This is a genomic window from Hymenobacter wooponensis (assembly GCF_004745865.1).
GTDB lineage: Bacteria > Bacteroidota > Bacteroidia > Cytophagales > Hymenobacteraceae > Hymenobacter > Hymenobacter wooponensis.
The window spans coordinates 1,381,297-1,404,641 of record NZ_SRKZ01000001.1; the positions used below are offsets into that span (position 1 = coordinate 1,381,297).

A 23,345-nucleotide genomic window follows, 5' to 3' on the forward strand; every position below is an offset into this window, starting at 1 on the left:
GCCTACATTCTCCTAGCTTCTTCACACAAGAATGGCTGAACAGAACGAAGAATCCCCGGCCGCTCAGGAAACCGCGGCTGCTCTCGACCCGGCAGCGCAGAAAAACGCGCAATTGCTCGATCTGCTGCACCGCCTGTTCGGAGCTGACACCTTCACTGATGTGGAGGAGCCCTATGGCCTCCTGACCGTCACCACTACGCGGGAACGTATCCACGATATCATCAGTGGCCTACAGCAGGACCAGGAGCTTCAGCTGAACTTCCTGACCACCATGTGCGGCATCCATTACCCCGAGAACGAGGGCAAGGAGCTGGGCATGATTTATCACCTGCACAGCCTGATCAACAACATTCGGCTGCGCATTAAGATCTTCTTCCCGATTGCCGACCCGGTAGTGCCCACGATGACCGACCTCTACTCCACCGCCAACTGGATGGAGCGGGAGGCTTTCGACTTCTACGGTATTATCTTCTCGGGTCACCCCAACCTCATCCGCATCCTGAATGTGGAGGATATGGACTACCACCCCATGCGCCGTGAATACGCGTTGGAGGATGGCACTCGCGAAGACAAAACCGACCTTTTCTTCGGCCGCTAGGCCCCTGATTCCTTATCATGGCAGTAAACGACACGCTGGAAGGCACCCATAAAATCATCGAAGAAGCCCGGGCGCAGCAATCCAAGCTCAACCCACTGGCTCCTACGGTAAACGACTTCAACCAGGAGCTCACGACCCTTAACCTGGGCCCGACGCACCCGGCCACGCACGGCATTTTCCAGAACATCCTGCAAATGGATGGCGAGCGGATTGTGTCGGGCGTTCCTACCATAGGCTACATCCACCGGGCTTTTGAGAAAATTGCCGAACGCCGGCCGTTCTATCAAATCACGCCTCTCACCGACCGGATGAACTACTGTTCGTCGCCCATCAACAACATGGGCTGGCACATGACGGTAGAGAAGCTGCTCGGCGTGACCGTTCCGAAGCGCGCGCAGTACATGCGTGTGATTCTGATGGAGCTGGCTCGTATCACCGACCACCTCATCTGCAACGGCATTCTGGGGGTAGATACTGGCGCCTTCACCGGCTTCCTCTACCTCATGGAGGAGCGTGAAAAGGTGTACGAAATCTACGAAGAAGTGAGCGGCGCCCGCCTCACGACCAACATGGGCCGGGTAGGCGGTATGGAGCGCGACTTTTCCGACGTGGCCATTCAGAAGCTGCGTAAGTGGCTGAAGGAATTCCCGGCTGTAATGGCGGAGTTCGAGAAGATGTTCAACCGCAACCGCATCTTCATGGACCGCGTGGTCGATGTGGGTGGTATTTCGGCTGAGCGTGCTCTGAACTACGGCTTCACGGGCCCGAACTTGCGTGCTGCTGGCGTCGACTACGACGTGCGGGTGATGAACCCCTACTCCAGCTACCAAGACTTCGAGTTTGAAATTCCGGTAGGTACCAAGGGCGACACCTATGACCGCTTCATGGTGCGCAACGAGGAAATTTGGCAGAGCCTGCGCATCATCAATCAGGCGCTGGAAAACCTGCCCGAAGGCCCTTACCACGCCGATGCTCCGCATTACTACCTGCCGCCCAAGCAGGCGGTGTACAAGAACATGGAGGCCCTGATTTACCACTTCAAGATCATCATGGGTGAGATTGAAGCGCCCGTGGGTGAAGTGTACCACTCCGTAGAAGGTGGCAACGGTGAGCTAGGATTCTACCTGATTTCTGACGGAGGCCGCACGCCATACCGCCTGCACTTCCGCCGCCCCTGCTTTATCTACTACCAGGCCTACACCGAAATGGTAACTGGTCAAACGCTCTCCGACGCCATCGTGACGCTGTCGTCGATGAACGTTATCGCCGGCGAGCTGGACGCGTAGTTTTTTGCTGAATTTGACTTTTATGGAGACGACTGCCGTCAAGCCGCAATTTTCTGAAGCCGCGCAGGCTGAAATTAAGCGTCTGCTCACCCACTACCCCGACGAGCGTCGGAAATCAGCTCTGCTGCCGGTGCTGCACATTGCCCAGGCCGAGTTTGGTGGCTGGGTAAGCCCCGAAGTACAGGACCTGGTAGCTGAAACCCTCGGATTGAAGCCCATTGAGGTGTATGAGGTTTCTTCCTTCTACACCATGTTTAACCTGAAGCCGGTAGGCAAGCACGTGCTGGAAATCTGCCGCACGGGTCCTTGCATGCTGCGCGGCTCCGACGAGCTGACTGCCCATCTGGAGCGCATTACAGGTGCTAAAGTGGGTGGACCCGCTTCGGAAGATGGCCTTTTCACTTTGAAGGAAGTGGAATGCCTGGCGGCTTGCGGCTTCGCCCCCATCGTGCAGGTGCGTGAGAAGTACTACGAGCAGTTGGATACGCCGGAAGCGGTGGATGCCATGCTCACGGAGCTGCGCAACCAAGTGCACCGCCCCGCCCTGCCGTGGGAAGAAACTGGCCTACCAAACGCGCTGGCCAACAACTAACGTCTTTCAGCTCTGAACCTATGGGACGCAAACTGCTGACCGAACATATTAACGTTGAAGGCATCGACACATTTGAGGTATACCGCAAACACGGCGGTTACCGCTCGGTGGAGAAAGCCATCAAGACCATGACCCCCGACGAGGTGGTGGAAGAAGTGAAGAAGTCGGGCCTGCGGGGCCGCGGCGGCGCAGGCTTCCCCACCGGTATGAAGTGGAGCTTCCTGGCGAAGCCCGAAGGTGTACCGCGTTACCTCGTGTGCAACGCCGACGAATCGGAGCCCGGTACCTTCAAGGACCGTCAGTTGATGTCGAAGCTGCCTCACCTGCTCATCGAGGGCATGATTACGAGCTCGTACGCGCTGGGCGCTAATACCTCGTACATCTACATCCGCGGCGAGTTGTTGTACGTGCTGCGCATCCTGGAAAAAGCAATTGCAGAGGCCTACGCCGCTGGCTTCCTTGGTAAGAACATTCTGGGCTCGGGCTACGACCTCGACCTGCACGTGCACCCCGGTGGGGGAGCTTACATCTGCGGTGAGGAAACTGCCCTGCTGGAGTCTCTGGAAGGCAAGCGTGGTAACCCACGCAACAAGCCTCCATTCCCGGCTGTGCAGGGCCTCTACGCCCGCCCCACGGTAGTAAACAACGTGGAGTCGATTGCGGCGGTGCCGGTAATTGTGAATGAAGGCGGCGACGAGTACGCCAAGATTGGTATTGGCCGGAGCACGGGCACCAAGCTGATTTCCGCCTGCGGCCACCTTAACAAGCCTGGCATCTACGAAATCGAGCTAGGCCTGCCCGTTGAAGAGTTCATCTACTCTGATGAGTACTGCGGTGGCATTTGGAAAGGCCGGAACCTAAAGGCTGTTGTGGCTGGTGGCTCCTCCGTTCCGATTCTACCCACTGAACTGATTTTAAAGACTGCTGCCGGTGAAAACCGCCTCATGACTTATGAGTCGCTTTCTGATGGTGGTTTCGTGACGGGTACTATGTTGGGCTCCGGTGGCTTCATTGCCATGGACGAGACCACCTGCATCGTGCGCAACACCTGGAACTTCTCCCGCTTCTACCACCACGAGTCGTGCGGGCAGTGCTCTCCCTGCCGTGAGGGCACGGGCTGGCTGGAGAAGGTATTGCACCGCCTCGAGCACGGCCACGGCCACATGGAAGACATCGACCTGCTGGTAAGCGTGGCGAAGCAAATTGAAGGCAACACGATTTGCCCACTGGGCGAAGCGGCTGCCTGGCCGGTTGCTGCTGCCGTGCGTCACTTCCGCGACGAGTTCGAGTGGCACGTAACCCACGCTAAGCAAGCTGCTCAGCCGGGGGCTGTGTATCCTGGCGCGGCAGTACTGGCTTAATTTCTAGTAATTGACTTTCTCTTCCTTTTCCGGAAGCTCTGAATAATGGCTAAAATAACCTTTGATGGCGTTGAGGTAGAAGTTCCGGACGGAACCACTATCCTGAATGCAGCCCGCCAGATTGGGGGCAGCATCGTTCCTCCGGCCATGTGCTACTACACGCCGCTGAAAGGATCGGGTGGTAAGTGCCGCGCCTGCCTCGTGCGCGTAGCCGCTGGCTCGGCCAAAGACCCACGCCCAATGCCCAAGCTGGTGGCTTCGTGCGTGACGCCCGTGCAGGATGGCATGGTTGTCGAGAATACGACTTCCGAGCAAGTACTGAACGTGCGCAAGGGCATCGTAGAAATGCTGCTCATCAACCACCCCCTGGATTGCCCCGTGTGCGACCAGGCTGGTGAGTGCGACCTGCAGAACTTTGCCTTCGAGCACGGCGTGTCCACGACTCGCTACCAGGAGGAGCGCCGCACCTTCGAAAAGATTGATATCGGGCCGCTGATTCAGTTGCACATGACGCGCTGCATCTTGTGCTACCGCTGCGTATACACTGCCGACCAGATTGCCAAAGGCGACCGGGTTCACGGCGTGTTAGGCCGCGGCGACGCTGCTGAAATCGGCACCTATATTGAGAACATCATCGATAATGACTTCTCCGGTAACGTGATTGACGTGTGTCCGGTAGGTGCTCTTACCGACAAGACGTTCCGCTTTAAGCAGCGGGTGTGGTTCACCAAGCCGGTAAATGCTCATCGCGACTGCCCCAAGTGCTCCGGCAACGTGGTGCTGTGGTACAAAGGCAAGGACGTATTGCGCGTAACCGCCCGTAAGGATGAGTACGGCGAGGTAAAAGAGTGGATTTGCAACGAGTGCCGCTTTGAGAAGAAGGAAACGGCGGATTGGACCATTGAAGGCCCAGCCCATATCGACCGCTCTTCGGTAATCTCGGCCAACCACTACGAGTTGCCTGTGCTGAACCAGTCGGTAGTGGCCGACTTACCCGAAAGCACGCAGCGCGAACTGGCTAAGAACCCTCCGCTTAAGCTCGGTTAAATAAACAAACGTTGTGCGGAGCTAAGCGAAACACAACGGACGCCTTTTAGCTATTAACCTTTCCAATGATTGAACTACCCGCACTAGGCTGGCAATCCATTGTCATCTTCGTTGTATTCGCAGTATCGCTGCTGATTGCGACCTATTGCACTTACGCTGAGCGCGTAATTGCGGCGTTCCTGCAGGACCGTGTAGGCCCCGACCGTGCGGGCCCATATGGCCTAGCGCAGCCCTTGGCCGACGCCGTGAAGATGTTCACCAAGGAAGAGTTCTTCCCCGGTGGCGCTAACAAAGCGCTGTTCGTATTCGGTCCTTGCCTAGCTATGATTACGGCGCTGATGTCCTCAGCCGTAATTCCGTTTGGTAACAACCTCACCTTCGGCAACAACGCTTTCTTCCTGCAAGGCATTGAAGTGAACATTGGTATGCTGTGGATTTTCGGCGTGGTTTCGCTAGGGGTGTACGGCGTTATGATTGGTGGCTGGGCCTCCAACAACAAGTTTTCCTTGTTGGGTGCCGTGCGGGCCGCTTCGCAGAACATTAGCTATGAACTGGCCATGGGCATGGCCCTGATTGCCGTGCTGATGATGTCGGGTACGCTTTCGTTGCGCGAAATCACGCTGCAGCAGTCGGTAGCCGGCGAGTGGCACTTCTGGAACATCGTGAAGCAACCGCTGGGCTTTATCATCTTCTGCGTGTGTGCTTTCGCTGAAACCAACCGTACTCCCTTCGACTTGCCTGAGTGCGAAACAGAGCTGGTGGGTGGTTACCACACCGAGTACTCTTCAATGAAGCTAGGCCTGTACCTGTTCGCTGAGTACGTGAACATCTTCGTGGTTTCGGCCGTGATGAGCGTGCTGTACTTCGGGGGCTTCAACTTCCCCTTCCAATATGAGCTGCGCGACTGGTTCGTGAACAGCCAGGGCTGGGAGTTAACTTCGGCTCAGAACCTAATTACCATTCTGGGTACCCTAGGCCTGTTCGCCAAGATCTTCGGCTTCATCTTCTTCTTCATGTGGATTCGCTGGACCCTCCCGCGCTTCCGCTATGACCAATTGATGCGTTTGGGCTGGACGATTCTGATTCCGCTGGCCGTTATCAATATTCTCATCACCGGCGGGCTCATCCTGTTCGGGGTGATTCAGTAACATCCACTACTTTGCCCGCATCTATAAGAGGCAGGCAAAAGGACTATCTATATGCAACTCACCAACCGAGCCAAGAAACTAGAGAAAAAGCCTATGACGCTGGCTGAGCGGGCTTACCTGCCGGCTATCTTCCAAGGGCTTTCTATCACGATGCGGCACTTCTTCATGAAGAAGGCCACCATTCGTTATCCCGAGGAGACGCGCCCATTTTCGCCCGTATTCCGCGGTTTGCACGTGCTCAAGCGTGACGAGCAGGGCCGGGAGCGTTGCACGGCCTGTGGCCTGTGCGCCGTAGCCTGCCCCGCCGAAGCCATTACTATGGTAGCTGGCGAGCGGAAGAAAGGCGAAGAAGGCCTCTACCGCGAGGAGAAGTATGCCATCAGCTACGAGGTAAACATGCTGCGCTGCATTTTCTGCGGCCTCTGCGAGGAAGCCTGCCCGAAAGCAGCAGTGTACCTGCAGCCCGATAAAATGGCACCCCCACGTTTTGAGCGCGACGAGTTTGTGTACGGCAAAGACCGCTTGGTTGAGCCAGTGTCGCCAGACCAGCGCTCCGTACGTGGCATTCAGTTGACGCCCGAGCAAGCTGATGCCTTGCGCAACAAGCTTGCGGCCCAACCGGCTTAATCATATACTGCCATTCCGAGCGAAGCGAGGAATCTGAGTTAGCCTCTAGGCCAGTCCCCAGATTCCTCGCTCTGCTCGGATGACAACATCAACTTCGTAGTATGTCTCCACTCTTCCTCTTTCTGTCGTTTGTGGCGCTGATCAGCGCGCTGGGTGTGGTATTCGCCAAGAACCCAGTGCACAGCGTGCTGTTCCTGATTCTGACGTTTTTCTCACTGTCGGGACACTATTTGTTGCTAAACGCGCAGTTCCTAGCGGCCGTGAACATCATCGTATATGCCGGGGCCATCATGGTGCTGTTCCTGTTTGTGATAATGTTCCTGAACCTGAACGTGGATACGGAGCCCCACAAGCCCGCTCTAGCCAAGATAGCCGCTGCCGTAGCTGGTGGCTCATTGCTGCTGATTATGGTGGCTGCTATGCGCGACGTGCACCCAGCAGGCTATGATGCTGCTACCTTCAATTCACAGATTGGTATGGTTGACCAGCTAGGCCTAGTGCTTTACCGTCAATACCTATTGCCCTTCGAACTGGCTTCTGTGCTGTTCTTAGTAGCTATGGTGGGTGCCGTAATGCTAGGCAAACGCGAAGTGGGAGAGCGACACTTCTAGTATACTACCTCCTTTAATCCAAAACCGGCCGCTGACAATTCAGCGGCCGGTTTTGTTTTTAAGTACTCTACAGAGCTTATTTAACCTCCTATATAACCATCTAATTGTCAATCGGTCAGCGAGACTCATTTTCCTAAAAAAATCTAATTTCTTCTTTTAATCTACTAGCGCTTTTCTCAGAATTATCTAATAAAATTGCTGTAACAGCTGAGTCTCAAAAGGAGATGATTCAGGCTGCTTACCTCACTCTTACAGCAAGTTGGTTCTGTGAAGAAATTGCTGGCCTTTCTACTAGGCCTATTGGCTTTCCCGGCATTAGCACAAACTGGAGTATCGAGCCCAGAGCTTGCTTCATGCGACGCTGTGGTTCAAAAGTTCATGGAGCGCTGGAAAATTCCGGGAGCTTCAGTAGCCATTGGCCGGCAAGGCAAGCTAGTCTATGCCCGGGGCTTCGGCCACGCCGACCTAGGCAACTCTCAGCTAATGGAGCCTTCCAACTTGCTACGAGTGGCTAGTGTTTCGAAGCCAGTAACATCTATTGCCATCATGAAATTGATGGAGGAAGGCAGATTGGAGCTTCAGCACAAAGCCTTTGGTCCCGAAGGCTACCTCAACGACGCCTACTATACCAGCGTCATTACCGACAAGCGCATCTACGACATCACGGTGCAGCAACTGTTGGAGCACTCTGCGGGCTGGAACCGAAATGCCGGAGTAGATGGCTTTGATGGCTCCGACCCAATTGATTTCCCCCTGCACGTAGCGCAGGTCATGCACGTGCCCAACCCCGTGGGAGACTCTACACTCGTGCGCTTTCTACTGAGTAAAGACCTTAACTTCAAACCTGGCTCCCGCTTCTCTTACTCTAATATTGGGTATTTGGTCTTAGGGAAGATTATCCAGAAAATTACTGGTCAGCATTACGAAGCTTGGGTGCGGCAAAACGTGCTAGAGCCCAGCGGCGTGCTGGAGGCCCATCTGGGCCACAATCTGCTTGCCGACAAGCTGGAGCGCGAGGCTGAGTACTTCTGCTCAACTACTAAGAAGTCGTGTTACGGTACGGGCAAGAAAGTACCGTATGCCTATGGAGGGGCAAACCTGGAGGCAATGAACGCCCACGGGGGCTGGCTGTTCACGGCCCGCGACTTGGTGCGCCTGCTCATGGCCGTAGATGGGTCCCCCACCCGGCCTGATATTCTGCTCCCCTCCACCCTCGATACCATGACGGCACCCTCGCAGGCTACTAAGCGCTATGCGAAAGGGTGGATGATAAACAAGCATAATGTGTGGTGGCATACGGGCTGCCTGAATGGCTCTACCAGCATATTAGCCCGCAACTCCGAAGGCTATACTTGGGCCATTTTGCTAAACTCCTGCCCTAATACGAATCGTTTCTGGAACGATGTGGAAGAGCTAGGTTGGGACTGCATTACGAGCACCAATAACTGGCCTACGCACGATCTATTCCCCCCGGAACAAAATGCCAGTTCCTTACGCTTAGTCAAGGCCACTGCTGGCACGGCTACCCTGGGTTGGCATAATGGCAATGGCACGCACCGGTTGGTAGTGATGCGCGAAGATCAGCCTGTTAATGCCTTCCCGAATGATGGCCATACATACGCCAGCGGCCAGATCTTTGGCCAGGGAGATGTGCTTGGCACAGGAAATTCCGTGGTATCGGCAGGCACAGATAGCACGGTGACTATAACTGGCCTACGGCCAGGCCATACGTACTACGCTCGCGTGGTGGAATACAAGTTGGGAAATGAAACCAGCCAGCAACCGGTGTATACGCTGGAGGGCAACCCCGTATTGCAATTTCGCACATCTTCTCCCCAGCCCCTCGTAAAGGCAAAGCGTAGCTCTAAGTCAGTAGCTAAAAACCGGGGTAAGGCGGTGAAGAAGCCCACCCCTACTCCTGTTAAGTCACCATCCACAGCACCCATCGATCAGGCAGTTCATCCTTCGCCGTCACCACTTTTTCACTTGCGCACCCTCTTGAACTGGCATAAAGGGTAACCTCTAGGCCACATACTTCACTAGCAGAATAAAAGAAGATGCGGAGTAAGTGATAACAAAAACGCCCACCTGTATGGTGGGCGTTTTTGCTTGTAGTGCTGTAACTAGACTAGCGGCTGAGATTCTTCGACTGGTTTGCGCCGCATCCAAGCCGGTCCGCAAGCGCCCTGCATCTTCTGCCGGAATTTCTCTTGCTCCTCAGGCGTGAGGCTGGCTATGCGAGCCTCCATCTTGTTGCGCCAGGCGCGGCGGTGACGGCTCCAGGCACCGGGCCGGCCGCCCCGAAAGCCTCCGAACAAAATGCGCGTGAGCACTAACAGGCCTAGCGTTTGGGGGAAGGTGATAAAAGGCCCGTGGAAGAGGTCAGGTACCAGCCAGTTCCATAGCGTCATGGTGAGGTAACCGGCGGCAGCCACAAACAGGGCCGCAAAGAGAATAAACTTGAGGCCACGTAGCAGCCAAAAAGAGCGGTTCATATGAGTGTGCAACTAAATGAGTGGGAGAGGTTGATGCTGAGAGGGCAATTCAAGAGGTTGAGAGGCAAGGCCCTGTTGGAAAGCAAGGCATTGGGCAATCAACTCGGCAGCATCAGTCGGTGAACAGTTCGGTGTAGAGGGTTTGCAGGCGCTTGCGCAGGTGCTGAACCGCGTAGTGCTTGCGCGAAATGAGGGTTTTGAGTGGAACGCCTGTTTCTTCTTCCATCTCGCGGAAAGTTTTTTCCTCCAGTTCGTGCCAGATAAATACTTCCCTTTGAGCGGCTGGCAATTCTGCCAACGCATCGGTAAGGGCCTCCATCAAGGTCTCACGCAGCAGACGATTCTCCGGAGCATCGTCGGGGGCGGGCAGGATGTCAGCCAGCAGCAGAGAGTTTTCATCGTCGCCTAGGCCAGTCGGCAGCAGTTCATCCTCCAGGGAAGTAGGCTTTTTCTTCCGGTAGAGGTCCGTGATTTTGTTGCGGGCCACCCGGAAAAGCCACGCCGCGGCCTGCTCCACCGGTTTCAGCATCCGGTAGCTTTCTACCAGTTCCGCGAAGACGTCCTGCAGCACATCTTCGGCTTCGGCCGGATCAGGAATGCGGCGGCGGATGAACTGCAGCAGCCGGCCGCGCTGCGCACGCACGGCCTCCTGAATCTGCTGGTCCTGATAGCCTGCCGTCATAGGGCGCGATGCGTCGAGCGCGAGAGTGAGAGGGTGCGTTTCCATTCTACAAAGGCAGACGGATAGGCCTCCAAATTACTTGATCTGCACTCAACATTTTATTTCATGCCCCGTAGCGGTGTGGCCTAGGTTGGGCTGGACAGAACTAGTTTGGCAGATTTCAGGCCGACTGTAGTTGGATGGCTCTATGAGGCAGCGCACCTTCCCCTATAGTAGCATATACAGCTAGTGGATTTTAAGGTGGCGTTTTCCAATTTTCAGGATACCTTTGCCAGCTAATTAACGAGTAGCTGAGCTTCCGCCTGCTGCTTTATTTCGCTGTCAGCCCCACCGCATGGACCAGAACATACCGCAGGTTATCCAAACGGTTCCTCTCCAATATTACGTCTTCTTCGCCACTGCCCTGTTTTCCATCGGCGTGGTAGGGGTTCTGACCCGACGTAATGCCATCATCATTTTTATGTGCGTGGAGCTGATGCTCAACGCCGTGAACGTGCTGCTGACGGCCTTCTCGGCCTACCGCGCCGACCCCAACGGGCAAATCTTCGTGTTTTTCATCATGGCAGTAGCCGCCGCTGAGGTGGCCGTGGGCTTGGCCATCATCGTGATGATCTACCGAAACCTCCAGAATACCGACGTCAATCTGCTAAACCGACTGAAGTTCTAACCTCTCCCCAACCCCTCCGGGAAAGAGGCCTAGGCTGCTCTGGCAACGTCCTGTAGGGCGTTGTGGTGATAGCTCAGGTCCTTCGCTCAGGTAGGGATTGTAAAGAGGTTCACGCAGAATCTTATGCAAGAACAAGTAACGCAAGTAATTCCTGCAGCCGGCGCGCCGTACTCTACCCTGCTGTACGTGCTGATTCCGCTGCTGCCTTTCCTGGGTTTCCTGGTGAACGGCCTGCTGAATAAGCGGCTTTCCGGCACGGTGGCCGGTATTATCGGTAGCGCCACGGTGCTGGGTTCGTTCCTGATTTCGGCGATGCTGTTTGCCAACTTCAGCTACCCCTACACCGTCACGCTGTTCGACTGGATTTCGGTCGGCACGATGCAGATTCCCTTCTCTTACCAGATCGACCAGCTCAGCCTGATTATGCTGCTGCTCGTAACGGGTGTTGGTTTCCTGATTCACGTGTACAGTATTGGCTACATGCACCACGATGAGAACGTGGGCAAGTTTTTCGCCTTCCTGAACCTCTTCGTGTTCTCGATGCTGGTGCTGGTACTGGGAGCCAACTTCGTGATTCTATTTATCGGCTGGGAAGGTGTGGGCCTTTGCTCCTACCTGCTTATTGGCTTCTGGAACAAGGAAACGCACAACAACAATGCCGCCAAGAAAGCCTTCATCATCAACCGCGTGGGTGACTTGGGCTTCCTGCTCGGTATCTTCCTGATTTATCTCGCCTTTGGCTCGGTACAATACGCTGAGGTATTCCAAAAAGCCTCGCTAGGCCAGTTCGGCACGTATGGTGTGGGCGTGGTGACGGTGATTACGCTGCTGCTATTTGTGGGTGCTTCCGGTAAATCGGCACAGATTCCGCTCTACACCTGGCTGCCCGATGCCATGGCCGGCCCTACTCCGGTTTCGGCCCTGATTCACGCCGCAACTATGGTAACGGCGGGTATCTATATGATTATCCGCGCCAACGTGCTGTTCACGCTGGCCCCCGATACGCTCGAAGTTATTGCCATTATCGGCGCAGCTACGGCCCTGTTTGCCGCCACCATCGGTCTGGCGCAGAACGACATTAAGAAGGTACTGGCCTACTCTACCGTTTCGCAGCTGGGCTACATGTTCCTGGCTCTGGGCGTGATGGGCTACAGCACCTCCCTATTCCACGTGCTCACGCACGCTTTCTTTAAGGCTCTGATGTTCCTGGGCGCTGGCTCCGTGATTCACGCCATGAGCAACGAGCAGGACATCCGCCGCATGGGTGGCCTACGTAAGGCGCTGCCTATTACGTTCATCACCTTCCTGATTGGCTGCTTGGCTATTTCGGGCATCCCGCCCTTCGCTGGCTTCTTCTCAAAAGACGAAATTCTGACCCACGTGTATGAGCACAGCAAGGTGCTGTACGTGGTAGGCCTGTTCACTGCCTTCCTGACGGCGTTTTACATGTTCCGCCTGCTGTTCCTCACCTTCTTCGGCGAGTTCAGGGGCACCGAGGAGCAGAAGCACCACCTCCACGAGTCGCCGGCTTCTATGACGTTGCCGCTCATCGTGCTGGCTATTCTGGCCGCCGTGGGTGGTTTCATGGGAGCCCCCATGTTCCTGGGCAAGCACTACCTCGCCGACTACCTCGCGCCCCTCTTCACCTACTCACAGACGATCAACCCTGAGGCGTTTGCCGGGGAGGTTGACCACGCCACCGAGCTGATGCTGATTGGCCTCTCCGTAGGCGCCGGTGTACTGGGCATTATCCTGGCCTACGTGCAATACGTGAGCCGTGGCACCCGCCCCGCCGAGGACGACGCGCAGCGCTCTGCTCCTGAGAACGTGGTGTACCACAAATACTACATCGACGAGCTGTATAATTCCCTGTTCGTGCGCCCCATCATGGGTCTTTCGAAAGGGCTGTACCGCTTCGTGGAGAATGGCATCATTGATCCGGTAGTGAATGGCCTAGGCCGCATCACGATGGGCGGCGGGCAACTGCTGCGCTACGTGCAAACCGGCTCCGTGGAAACCTACCTCATCCTGATGGTAGTAGGCATTGTGCTGGTGCTGGCGCTGAACTACGTGAAATTCTAAACTTCCTCTGACGGCCGGACCCGACGCTTCTCGCCGGCTTCATCCGCATCCAGATAACGTATGCTGACTGTTATCCTCCTACTCTGGCCCGTGGCGGCCGCCCTGCTGCTGCACTTCTTTAAAGGCGGCGCTGCCCGGGTGGCGGCGTTTGGCGCGGCGCTGGTCGAACTCGTGCTGGCGGTTTACGCGGCCCTGACCTTTAACGTCAACCACACCGGACAATTCTCCTTCAATCACGAGTGGATTGCCTCCGCGGGTATCAACTTCCACGTGGGCATGGATGGCCTCAGCCTCCTGCTAGTGCTCTTGACGACGTTCCTGGTGCCCATCATTCTGCTGGCTGCTTATCGCCGCAAGATTGAGAATGAGTCGGTGTTCTACGCGCTGGTGCTCTTCATGGAGACTGGCCTAGTGGGCGTATTCACGGCCCAGGATGCTTTTCTGTTCTACTTCATGTGGGAAGTAGCCCTCATTCCAATTTACTTCCTAGCCGGTGTTTGGGGCGGTGAGAACCGCGCGAAGGTGACCTTCAAGTTCTTCCTTTACACTATTGTTGGCTCGCTGTTCATGCTGGCCGCTTTCGTGTACCTCTACTTCCAGACTGGCCCGGCCGCTAGTGGCCTAGCCACCCACAACTCCGACATTGCCTCGTTCTATAACCTAAACCTGAGCGTGCAGGAGCAGTCGTGGCTGTTCTGGCTGATTTTTGCGGCCTTCGCTGTGAAGATGCCCATCTTCCCCTTCCACACCTGGCAGCCCGACACCTATACCGAGTCGCCGGCGCCGGCTACCATGCTGCTTTCGGGCATCATGTTGAAAATGGGTATCTACGGCTGCATGCGCTGGTTACTGCCAGTGGTACCGTCGGGCGTAAGCCAGTGGCAGAACCTCGTGCTCATCCTCGCTATTATCGGCATTATCTACGGCGCTATCATTGCCATCCGTCAGCAGGACGTGAAACGCCTGATTGCTTACTCCTCGCTTTCGCACGTTGGCCTGATGGCTGCCGGCGTATTCTCGCTCACGCAAATAGGCCTACAGGGTGCTAGCATTCAGATGCTGGCTCACGGCATCAACGTGGTAGGCATGTTCTTCATTGCGGATGCTATTGAGCGCCGCACTGGCACCCGTACTATTGCCGACCTAGGTGGCCTAACGCGTCAGGCGCCAGTCCTGACGGTGTGCTTCCTGGTGCTGTTGCTGGGTACGGTAGCACTGCCCCTTACCAACGGCTTCGTGGGTGAGTTTCTGCTGCTGGCTGGGGTATATGAATATAACGCCTGGATGGGCGCCGTTGCTGGGGTTACTATCATTCTGGCGGCCGTGTACCTACTCCGCATGTTCCAGCGCGTGATGCTGGGCCCCGACTCTTCTTTCACCGCGACGTTCACCGACTTGACCGGTGCCGAGCTGGCCGTGCTGGTACCGCTCATCGTGCTAGTTTTCTGGATTGGCTTGTTCCCGAACATGTTCCTGCACCTGTCGGAAGGCAGCGTGATGAACATTTTGAACGAGGTGGTAAAACGCTAAACAGCTGGTAGAGCAAGGCCTTCGCCACGCGCTCCATTGAGACGACATGAATTCAATCATCCTGCTATCTGTTCTCGGCCTCGGCAACCTGTTCCTCGGGTTCCTGCGCTCCAACCGGCTGCTGCTGCCCGCCGCCATGCTCATGCTGGCGCTGGTGTTCGGCATCAACCTGATCGACTGGAATGAGGGCGCCCAATCGTACTTCAACAACATGCTGGTCATCGATAATTTCTCGGTGGCCTTTACTGGTGTTGTAATCTTAACGACGTTTCTGCTTATCCCCTTCTCGCAAAAGTTTGTGCGTGACGGTGAAGCCAACCTGGCCGAGTACTACTCTCTGCTGCTATTCTCGCTGGTAGGTGCCGTGATGATGGTGGCCTACAACCACCTGCTCATCCTGTTCGTGGGTATCGAGACTCTCAGCATTGCTATGTACGTGCTGGCTGGCTCTGATAAGCGTAACCTGCGCTCCAACGAAGCTGCCCTGAAGTACTTCCTCATGGGCTCGTTCACCACTGGCATCCTGCTGTTTGGTATTGCGCTTGTGTATGGTGCAACGGGCACGTTCCAGCTATCGGACATCAGCTTTGCCGTTCAAAACCCCATCAACGACTCTCTGCAGCCCATGCTCTATATCGGCATGCTGCTGATGCTGGTGGGAATGGGCTTTAAGGTGTCGGCGGCCCCCTTCCACTTCTGGACGCCCGACGTGTACGAAGGCACGCCTACCTTCTTCGCGGCCTTCATGAGCACTGTGGTAAAAGCAGCTGGTTTCGCGGCTTTCCTCAAGCTCATGGTGCAGGTGTTCCCGGCAGCCTCGGCTCAAGGTGTATGGCTGCCCACACTTACTGCCATGTGCGCCCTCACGCTGTTGCTGGGTAACGTAGGTGCCGTAGCACAAACCAGCGTGAAGCGTATGCTGGCCTACTCCAGCGTTTCGCACGCCGGCTACCTGCTGATTGGCCTAGTGGCCTTCAACGGCCAGCTGGAAGGTGCTTCTGCCAATGCCATCTTCTTCTACTCCCTGGCCTACTCAGTAGCTACGGTAGCTGCCTTTGGAGTGCTGAAGCTGGTAGCTGATCAGCGCCAGCGTGAAGATTACAATGGCCTGAATGGCCTAGCCAAAACCAATCCGCTGCTGGCTTTCGTGATGACGGTAGCTATGCTGTCGTTGGCCGGGATTCCGCTCACGGGGGGCTTCTTTGGTAAGTTCTTCATCTTCTCGGCGGCAGTAGAAAACGGCTACATCGGCCTCGTAGTATTCGCGGTGGTAATGTCGATGGTGAGCATTTACTACTACTTGCGCCCCATCATCGCCATGTACATGCGCGAAACGGATGTGACGACTGATGAGCCGATTCTAGTTAGTTCCTTCCAGTCGGCTGCCTTGTTTGTGCTGGCCTTGCTGACGGTAGTACTCGGAGTGCTGCCCGGCTTAATAAGCGGCATTCTCTAAGCCACTTCTCCGGTTATAGACTAAAGAAAAAGAGCGGCCTGTGGGCCGCTCTTTTTCTTTAGTCTTACTTCTTGATCACGCGCAGGCTGACGCGCCGATTCATGGCGCGTCCTTCCGGAGTGGCATTGGTGGTCAGGAAGAACTTTCCCCCGTAGCCTTTTGACTCTAGCCGTTTCATATCGATGCCGATGCTACTCAAGGCCAACATAGCCGCTTTGGCCCGACTCTCGCTGAGCTGAAAATTAGTAAGAGCGTTGCCGGTGCTGTCGGTGTAGCCTCCAAACTTTACTCGGGCCGCCGGGAAGGCTCGCAGAATGCTGGCAATATTGCGCAGTTGCTCGCCAGAGCCTTCGGTCAGGATAGCCTGCCCCTTTTCGAAATAAATTCGGTCGCAGTTGATCCATCCTTTCGTGCGGTTCACGGAATCTACCTGCATGCTCGGGTCACTCAGAAACTTATATAGTTGGCTTTCGGTAGAAGTTGCCCCAATCTTGAGCGTAGTGCCATCAGCTAACCTTAGAGTTGTAGGCTGGCCAGTATCGTAGATGTAGGTATCGGCGGTAGGGTCGTAGTGGCCGGGAGGCAGTGGCTCAGCGGCGGCCTTAGGCTCCACACTGGTGACATTGCTACGCGGCGCTGCATCCGTTTCTGTACGCTGTATAAGTGCCACAGTCGAAGCTGGGCTTTCTGCTTTAGCCTTGGTTATGGGTGGCTCTGGGTCATGCCCAATTACGTAACCTAGCCCCAGGGCTACCACCAACAGGCCTGCCAACTGCCACCGCATCATATGATGCGGTTTGCTTTGATTAGCCCTTCCAAACGGCGCCGGCGCTGCTCCCCCTTTTCTACTCATTAGCCCCTCAGGGGCCCGCACCGGGGCTTGCGCTACACCTCCAGCTCCTGGAATTGTAGCAGGCGCTAACGGCTCCCTTTTTACGAGCTGTTGAGTAGATGGAACGCGGCTATACGCTGGCACTGCCTGTAAAATCTCTCCCTCCTGGGCCTGCAACCAGTGCAAGAGCCCGAAGGCGGGCAGCTCGTACCGGCTGGCATATTTCCCTAAGGCTCCTAACGTGAAGGCCAGCGTGTAGCCCAACACCGTGGTATCTTCTACTGGCCGAATACCCGTTGCGGCAGACAGGCAATGCAGCGTCATGCCATAGGCTGGGCCTAGGGCATCTTGCATTAAGGTGGAGCAACGGCTAGCCCAATCCGTAGTGAGTAGCACCTCAGCATTTTCAGGTAGGCCAGCGGCCACTGCTTCCTGAGCCAGATGGCCTATAACATCAGTGGACCCATCCTGCTTGCCTATTTCCAGCAAACCGTTTACCGCTAAAGGTATGGTTTGGCGCAGTCCCTGCCTGATTCTCTCCTCCTCAACGGTAAACGTTGTACTTAATAACCCGATAGCGTCACTAGAGAAACAGCTCCTCACTAGGTCCAACACTTTGTGCTCCATCATAACAACACATTAAGTGGATGATACACACAAGTTACCCAATTAGTTAAAAACAATAATATTTCACTAATTATTATTACTAAATCAACCCAAAGCACCTACCCATTCTGCACAAGCAAGCTCATCTATACTCTGGCTGATAAGAATGGCCTAGGCTACTAGGTATCAGCCCTTTCTTGTCTGGTTTGGGTGAGCTAGTAGCTACTTTGACTTCACAGTGATTTTTTTAGTTAGATGACGCGAGACGCGCCTCAACTTGCGGCAGATTCTGCCAGACAAGTTGCGCCTTGGAACAACAGTTTATTCATAAGTGCAGCGGACGGCATCGTCTGGGACAGGATTATCACCCCGGAATTTGAGCAGCAGTCGGGACTTGCGGGTAATGCGAGGCCGGTCGTCTCCTCGTAATATACCTGGGCTACATTCTTGCTCTGATTATCATCATTGGGCGTAGATATCAGAACATCTCAGCCATTAGGAGCACCACTTAGCGGTAGGCTTCCTCCCTCCCAGACTATGCTCATGGTTAGGGCTGGCATCCAATGTAAAATCCTCACTTGGTACCCAGCTATACACAGCCGCGCATCAAGTGAGGATTAGCAAGGAAAAGCTGATAAGGCATCAGCCTAAAATGGTTGTACACTCTAGGCCAAGGCTGGGCTGTTGTTCAGGCAAAGGCCCACCAGAGTAATCAGTAGTTGGCGTCGAGGTTTGCTCATAGTGGTACAGGTTAGTATGAATAGATTAGGTCAGAGCCCAGAACTACCCAACTCCTCAGCCGATAGCTCCAAACCCAATGCGATATAAATATCAATAATTAATCTTCTATTCACAACAATTTTTCTTTTAGAGCTCAGCAGCAACTTGCTCTTCCAGTGCTCATTACCCAAACTCGAGAGAAACACACGCTATTTCCGTCTGCCACCAAGATGCGCAGAAATTTAGCGTGACTTGCTCCGCGTAAAGCACGCTTACCGCTTTTAAACGAAGACAGGTAGGGCTTCAGGCCGTACCTGCAAGTTTCTGCTCCTGCCGATACTGCCAATACGAATAGATATACGCTCCTACTGCGGTACCTAAAATACCGATGAGCAAGGCAGCAGTGGCCACCTCGCCCGGCCATACTAGGCCTAGCACAACGCTGAGCATACCAGTGAGAAAAAATAAGCGGCCTGCTAGCCGGTGCGTACGCGCCCAATTGGTAGGAAACTCCAGTGCCCAGGGTGTTCTGATGCCTACAAAATAATTAGGGGGCACAGTGGTTAGGTAATTTCCTATTAACGCGAAAAACAGGCCTAGCACAACGGGTAGGAGCTGGCCGGGGTGCTTCTGCGGGTGCAGTGCGGCGTACAGACTCAGAATATTAAGGCCCGCCAGAAGCCCTACCAGGGCCAGCGTGAGCTTCTGAAAATTGGTGCTTTTGGTATCAAGCCGGTGCTTAGGATCTAAGCGAGGCAGGAAGAGGAGGAGCGAGTATAGGCCTAGCGGCAAGGCTACGCAGGGCAACCACATAGTGTGCTTGTCAGTGAACCCATTGGCTTGCCCATCGGCGCCAAAGTGCGTCGGTATCTGCTCAGGCAAGGAGTTCCAGGTGTAGGCCAGGTAGAGTGCCGGCAGCAGAACGGCCGCGAGCGTTAGCAACTGCCACAGGGAGAAGGAAGATTTCATGGGGTAGAGTCTGACGACGGCTTAAACTGCAGCAGCCATCCGAGCAGCTCGTCCATCACCGTCATGTTAAGGGTATATGTCACGAATTGGCCCTGTTTGTCACTGTTCACCAGATCGGCCTGCCGGAGCAGATCGAGGTGATGGCTGATGGTGGGCTTGGAAAACGTAAAGTGGTCGGCAATTTCCCCGGCCGTGAGGGGCCGCTCGCGCAGCAGTTCCAAAATGGCCCGCCGGGTGGGGTCGTTGAGGGCTTTAAAGAGGGTATTCAATGCACCTTGTTATTTAGATAAATATCTAAATACTTCATCTAAAATCAAACATCCATTGCTGATTATTCAGCAATCAAGCGTCTGCATGTCGGCAGCTGCGTGCTCTGCTTATCTGCTTTAACGGGCTTGGATACATACGCAATTAGGGTAGCAAACCCATTTTAATTTCTTTTTAACGCCTATAAATCAATTGGTTACATTAAATATTCACCCGCTACAATCTGACTGTTCAGGTCGACTCGTAAGCCTCGACATAATCAAGACACTATCCCAGACCATGAAACAGATTTTTCTTAACAACGCTCGTTTGGTTGCTTTACTGCTCGGAACGGCCGGTGCCCTTACTGCCTGTGATGAAGATTCAGACGATGTTTCTCCCCCCAAGAGTGACTTGGTATTTCAGGCTCTTTCCGACAACAACCAGTTGTTGCAGATGAATGCTAATAATGTGGGAAGCGCACCTACGCCGTTAGCCATTACCGGACTGCAGAGTGGGGAGAAAATTATGAGTATTGATTACCGGCCGGCTACCGGGCAGCTGTACGGCTTGGGAAGCACCAGCCGCTTGTATGTCATCAACCCGACTACCGGCGCGGCTCGCATGATTGGCTCAGGGGCCTTTACGCCCGCCATCAACGGTACCACTGCTACCATCGATTTTAACCCTACTGTTGACCGCATTAGATTGGTGACTAGCTCGGGCCAGAACCTTCGCCTGAACCCCGAAACTGGCACCGTAGCCGCTACCGACGGTAACATCAATGGTGTTGCCAGCGCTATGGTCTCGGCAGTGGCCTACACCAACTCCATGGCGGGGGCAAGTTCTACCACCCTCTTCGATATTGACCCAGCCACCGACAAGCTCTACCGGCAAGACCCACCCAACGATGGTACCCTTGTGCCAATTGGCGACCTGGGAGTAAATGCCACTGGAATGGCGGGCTTTGATATTGGGGGCAATGGCAACGAAGCGTTTGCAGCCCTAACGGTCGATAACCGCTCTGGCTTATACAAAATTGATCTGGCATCAGGCAAGGCCACGCGCTACGATGATTTCTCCAGCAATATCATTGGGGTAGCCATTCCTACCCAGGCAGTGGCCTACGGCGTGGATGCCGATAACAACTTTGTGGCTTTCAACCCTACCAGCCCACTTATGCAGGTAGCTAAGCCCATTACGGGCGTGCAGACTGGTGAGCGGATTGTAGGCATCGATATGCGGCCAGCTAACGGGCAACTGTATGGCCTGGGCAGCACCAACCGCCTCTACACCATCAACCTTGCTACGGGGGCAGCTACGGCAGTGGGAGCAGGTGTGCCGCTGCCACTCACTGGTACCGAGTTTGGCTTTGATTTTAACCCCACTGTAGACCGCATCCGGATTATAAGCAATACGGGCATCAACCTACGCGTAAACCCTGCCGATGGCGTGGCCATTGTAGACGGCCCGCTGAACCCTGGTACGCCTAACGTAACGGCCGCCGCCTATACCAACAACTTTGCGGGTGCCACCTCTACGGTTCTGTTTGATATCGACTCGAACACGGATATGCTCTACCGCCAAGATCCACCGAACGCCGGCACCTTGGTATCAATTGGCGCCCTCGGGGTGAATACAACGGGCGTAAACGGCTTCGACATTGGCGGCACCAGCGGCACTGGCTTCGCCGTCCTGACGGTGGGCACCACCGCCAGCGTGTACACCATTAACCTGACCAGCGGAGCAGCCACCAAAGGCGCCGACCTACCCAAGCCTCTGCAGGCCATGGCCGTTGGCCTGGGTTTCTAGTATATATTCCAACAACGCAAAAAGCGGTTCCTGATGCATCAGGAACCGCTTTTTGCGTTCTTAAATCATGCACTCTTACTTTCCAGCTACCACATCGGTCTTGATGCTCAGCTCTTTTAGCTGCGCGTCTGAAATCTGGGCGGGTGAGTCGATCATGACGTCGCGGCCGGAGTTGTTCTTGGGGAAGGCGATAAAGTCGCGGATGGAGTCGGCGCCGCCGAAGAGGCTGCAGAGGCGGTCGAAGCCGAAGGCGATGCCGCCGTGGGGCGGCGCGCCGTACTCGAAGGCGTCGAGCAGGAAGCCGAACTGCGCTTTAGCCTCCTCATCGGAGAAGCCCAGCAGCGAGAACATGCGAGCCTGCACGGCGCGGTCGTGGATACGGATGGAGCCGCCTCCCACTTCTACCCCATTTATTACCATGTCGTAGGCATTGGCGCGCACTTCCCCGATGGTGTCGGGGTTGTCGAGCAGGGCCACATCCTCGGGTTTAGGAGAGGTAAAGGGGTGGTGCATGGCGAAGTAGCGGCCCTCCTCTTCGATGTACTCAAGCAGGGGGAAGTCAACTACCCACAGCGCCGAGAAGGTGTCCTTATCACGCAGGCCCATGCGCTGGCCCATTTCCAGGCGCAGCTCCGAGAGGGCTTTGCGGGTTTTGTTCGGCTCACCAGCCAGTACCAGCAGCAAGTCGCCGGGCTGGGCATTGAAGGCGGCTTTCCATTGCTGGAGAGCTTCCTGTGAGTAAAACTTATCCACCGACGACTTCACGGAGCCATCGGCCTCAATGCGGGCATACACTAGGCCAGTGGCACCCACTTGAGGGCGCTTCACGAACTCCGTCAGCTCATCGAGCTGCTTGCGGGTGTACACGGCCGAATTGAAGGCATTGATGCCCACCACTAGGCCAGCGTTGTCGAAGACGGGGAAGTTGTGGCCTTTCACTACGTCATTCAGCTCCACAAACTTCATTTCGAAGCGCGTGTCGGGCTTGTCGTTGCCGTAGTAGCGCATGGCATCGGCGTAGGTCATGCGGGGCAGCGTCCCGATTTCCAGGCCTTTCACTTCGCGGAACAGGTATTGCACCAGTCCTTCGAAGGTGCTCAGAATGTCCTCTTGCTCCACAAACGACATTTCGCAGTCAATCTGGGTGAACTCGGGCTGGCGGTCGGCGCGCAGGTCTTCATCGCGGAAGCACTTCACAATCTGGAAGTACCGGTCGAAGCCCGACACCATCAGCAGTTGCTTGAACGTTTGGGGCGACTGGGGCAGGGCGTAAAACTCGCCAGGATTCATGCGGGAGGGCACCACAAAGTCGCGGGCGCCTTCTGGGGTGCTCTTGATGAGCACGGGGGTTTCTACTTCAATAAACGCCTGGCCGTCGAGGTAGCGGCGGGTGGCCTGGGCCACGCGGTGGCGTAGCATCAGGTTCTGGCGCACGGGGTTGCGGCGCAGGTCGAGGTAGCGGTACTTCATCCGCAGGTCGTCGCCGCCGTCGGTTTCGTCTTCAATCAGGAAGGGCGGCAGTTTGGCCGGGTTCAATACCTCCAGCTTCTCCACCCGAATCTCGATGTCGCCAGTGGGCATCTTGTCGTTTTTGGAGTAGCGCTCTGCCACTTTCCCGGTCACGCAGATGACAAATTCACGGCCTAGCTGGCGGGCCTGCTCGCGCACTTCAGCCGACTCCACGCCTTCCTCCAGGGCCAGCTGCGTGAGGCCATACCGGTCGCGCAGCACAATCCAGAAGATGCCGCCCGCGTCGCGGGTGCGCTGCACCCAGCCGCATAGGGTTACGGTTTGACCAACGTGTTCGGCGCGCAGTTCGCCGCAGGTATGAGAACGAAGCATAAGTCTATTTTTTGACGAAGATACTAGAAGATGCCAACGGATTTCCCGCAAACCTGCCGCAGAATGCAGACAGGCCTAGGGCACCGCCGTGTGAGAATCTATGCGTTTGCTCAGCAGCACTCACCAGGAAACTTCG

20 protein-coding genes are annotated in these 23,345 nt (G+C 55.4%); 14 read left to right on the top strand and 6 right to left on the bottom strand.

Annotated elements, in window-relative coordinates:
• The first annotated feature begins 31 nt into the window (after positions 1-31).
• The 9 genes from EU557_RS05780 to EU557_RS05820 all read left to right on the top strand — a co-directional run bounded on the left by EU557_RS05780 (position 32) and on the right by EU557_RS05820 (position 9,289).
• The gene (locus tag EU557_RS05780) at positions 32-598 is read left to right on the top strand and encodes an NADH-quinone oxidoreductase subunit C (protein ID WP_135529439.1); all 567 of its coding nucleotides are present in this window, start codon (positions 32-34) and stop codon (positions 596-598) included.
• 17 nt (positions 599-615) lie between these two features.
• Positions 616-1,884, top strand: coding sequence for an NADH-quinone oxidoreductase subunit D (locus EU557_RS05785; protein ID WP_135529440.1), 1,269 nt, complete (start codon positions 616-618; stop codon positions 1,882-1,884).
• Positions 1,885-1,906: 22 nt separating this feature from the next.
• Positions 1,907-2,476 (top strand): NADH-quinone oxidoreductase subunit NuoE family protein, encoded by a 570-nt coding sequence (locus EU557_RS05790; RefSeq protein ID WP_073284781.1) that lies wholly within the window; start codon positions 1,907-1,909, stop codon positions 2,474-2,476.
• Between the two features lie 20 nt (positions 2,477-2,496).
• Positions 2,497-3,837: an NADH-quinone oxidoreductase subunit NuoF gene (nuoF, locus tag EU557_RS05795; protein ID WP_135529441.1), complete on the top strand. Its 1,341-nt coding sequence runs from the start codon at positions 2,497-2,499 to the stop codon at positions 3,835-3,837.
• Positions 3,838-3,882: 45 nt separating this feature from the next.
• Entirely contained in the window at positions 3,883-4,884 is a 1,002-nt protein-coding gene (locus EU557_RS05800) for an NADH-quinone oxidoreductase subunit G (RefSeq protein WP_135432813.1), read from the top strand.
• Positions 4,885-4,949: 65 nt separating this feature from the next.
• The gene (gene nuoH / locus EU557_RS05805) at positions 4,950-6,032 is read left to right on the top strand and encodes an NADH-quinone oxidoreductase subunit NuoH (protein WP_135432811.1); all 1,083 of its coding nucleotides are present in this window, start codon (positions 4,950-4,952) and stop codon (positions 6,030-6,032) included.
• 51 nt (positions 6,033-6,083) lie between these two features.
• Positions 6,084-6,659, top strand: a complete 576-nt coding sequence (locus tag EU557_RS05810; RefSeq protein ID WP_135529442.1) for a NuoI/complex I 23 kDa subunit family protein — start codon at positions 6,084-6,086, stop codon at positions 6,657-6,659.
• Positions 6,660-6,760: 101 nt separating this feature from the next.
• Complete coding sequence (locus tag EU557_RS05815; RefSeq protein WP_135529443.1) at positions 6,761-7,270, top strand: NADH-quinone oxidoreductase subunit J family protein; 510 nt, start codon at positions 6,761-6,763, stop codon at positions 7,268-7,270.
• A gap of 363 nt (positions 7,271-7,633) precedes the next feature.
• Positions 7,634-9,289, top strand: a complete 1,656-nt coding sequence (locus EU557_RS05820) for a serine hydrolase domain-containing protein (RefSeq protein WP_281062595.1) — start codon at positions 7,634-7,636, stop codon at positions 9,287-9,289.
• Positions 9,290-9,393: 104 nt separating this feature from the next.
• Here the strand turns inward: EU557_RS05820 and EU557_RS05825 are convergent, their stop codons facing one another.
• Positions 9,394-9,765, bottom strand: coding sequence for a hypothetical protein (locus EU557_RS05825; protein WP_210115986.1), 372 nt, complete (start codon positions 9,763-9,765; stop codon positions 9,394-9,396).
• 112 nt (positions 9,766-9,877) lie between these two features.
• Positions 9,878-10,492 carry an RNA polymerase sigma factor gene (locus tag EU557_RS05830; protein WP_245326168.1) on the bottom strand — a complete coding sequence of 205 codons (615 nt, stop codon included), beginning with the start codon at positions 10,490-10,492 and terminating at the stop codon, positions 9,878-9,880.
• Positions 10,493-10,781: 289 nt separating this feature from the next.
• Here EU557_RS05830 and nuoK point away from each other — a divergent pair, with 289 nt between their 5' ends.
• The 4 genes from nuoK to EU557_RS05850 all read left to right on the top strand — a co-directional run bounded on the left by nuoK (position 10,782) and on the right by EU557_RS05850 (position 16,182).
• Positions 10,782-11,114, top strand: coding sequence for an NADH-quinone oxidoreductase subunit NuoK (nuoK, locus tag EU557_RS05835; RefSeq protein ID WP_135432801.1), 333 nt, complete (start codon positions 10,782-10,784; stop codon positions 11,112-11,114).
• 123 nt (positions 11,115-11,237) lie between these two features.
• Positions 11,238-13,196 carry an NADH-quinone oxidoreductase subunit L gene (gene nuoL / locus EU557_RS05840; protein ID WP_135529445.1) on the top strand — a complete coding sequence of 653 codons (1,959 nt, stop codon included), beginning with the start codon at positions 11,238-11,240 and terminating at the stop codon, positions 13,194-13,196.
• A gap of 60 nt (positions 13,197-13,256) precedes the next feature.
• Positions 13,257-14,726, top strand: a complete 1,470-nt coding sequence (locus EU557_RS05845; protein ID WP_135529446.1) for a complex I subunit 4 family protein — start codon at positions 13,257-13,259, stop codon at positions 14,724-14,726.
• 46 nt (positions 14,727-14,772) lie between these two features.
• Positions 14,773-16,182: an NADH-quinone oxidoreductase subunit N gene (locus tag EU557_RS05850; RefSeq protein ID WP_135529447.1), complete on the top strand. Its 1,410-nt coding sequence runs from the start codon at positions 14,773-14,775 to the stop codon at positions 16,180-16,182.
• Between the two features lie 64 nt (positions 16,183-16,246).
• Here the strand turns inward: EU557_RS05850 and EU557_RS05855 are convergent, their stop codons facing one another.
• The 3 genes from EU557_RS05855 to EU557_RS05865 all read right to left on the bottom strand — a co-directional run bounded on the left by EU557_RS05855 (position 16,247) and on the right by EU557_RS05865 (position 19,578).
• Positions 16,247-17,503: an OmpA family protein gene (locus tag EU557_RS05855; protein ID WP_167855097.1), complete on the bottom strand. Its 1,257-nt coding sequence runs from the start codon at positions 17,501-17,503 to the stop codon at positions 16,247-16,249.
• Positions 17,504-18,643: 1,140 nt separating this feature from the next.
• A complete protein-coding gene (locus EU557_RS05860; protein WP_135529449.1) occupies positions 18,644-19,309 on the bottom strand; it encodes an SdpI family protein in 666 nt (221 codons plus the stop codon).
• The gene (locus EU557_RS05865; RefSeq protein ID WP_135529450.1) at positions 19,306-19,578 is read right to left on the bottom strand and encodes an autorepressor SdpR family transcription factor; all 273 of its coding nucleotides are present in this window, start codon (positions 19,576-19,578) and stop codon (positions 19,306-19,308) included. The genes EU557_RS05860 and EU557_RS05865 overlap by 4 nt, the downstream gene beginning before the upstream one ends.
• Positions 19,579-19,855: 277 nt before the next feature.
• On the opposite strand from EU557_RS05865, the gene EU557_RS05870 reads away from it, so the two are divergent.
• Complete coding sequence (locus tag EU557_RS05870) at positions 19,856-21,367, top strand: DUF4394 domain-containing protein (RefSeq protein WP_135529451.1); 1,512 nt, start codon at positions 19,856-19,858, stop codon at positions 21,365-21,367.
• A 75-nt stretch (positions 21,368-21,442) separates the two neighbouring features.
• On the opposite strand, the gene aspS is transcribed toward EU557_RS05870, so the two are convergent.
• Complete coding sequence (gene aspS, locus EU557_RS05875; protein ID WP_135529452.1) at positions 21,443-23,209, bottom strand: aspartate--tRNA ligase; 1,767 nt, start codon at positions 23,207-23,209, stop codon at positions 21,443-21,445.
• Positions 23,210-23,345: the final 136 nt, after the last annotated feature.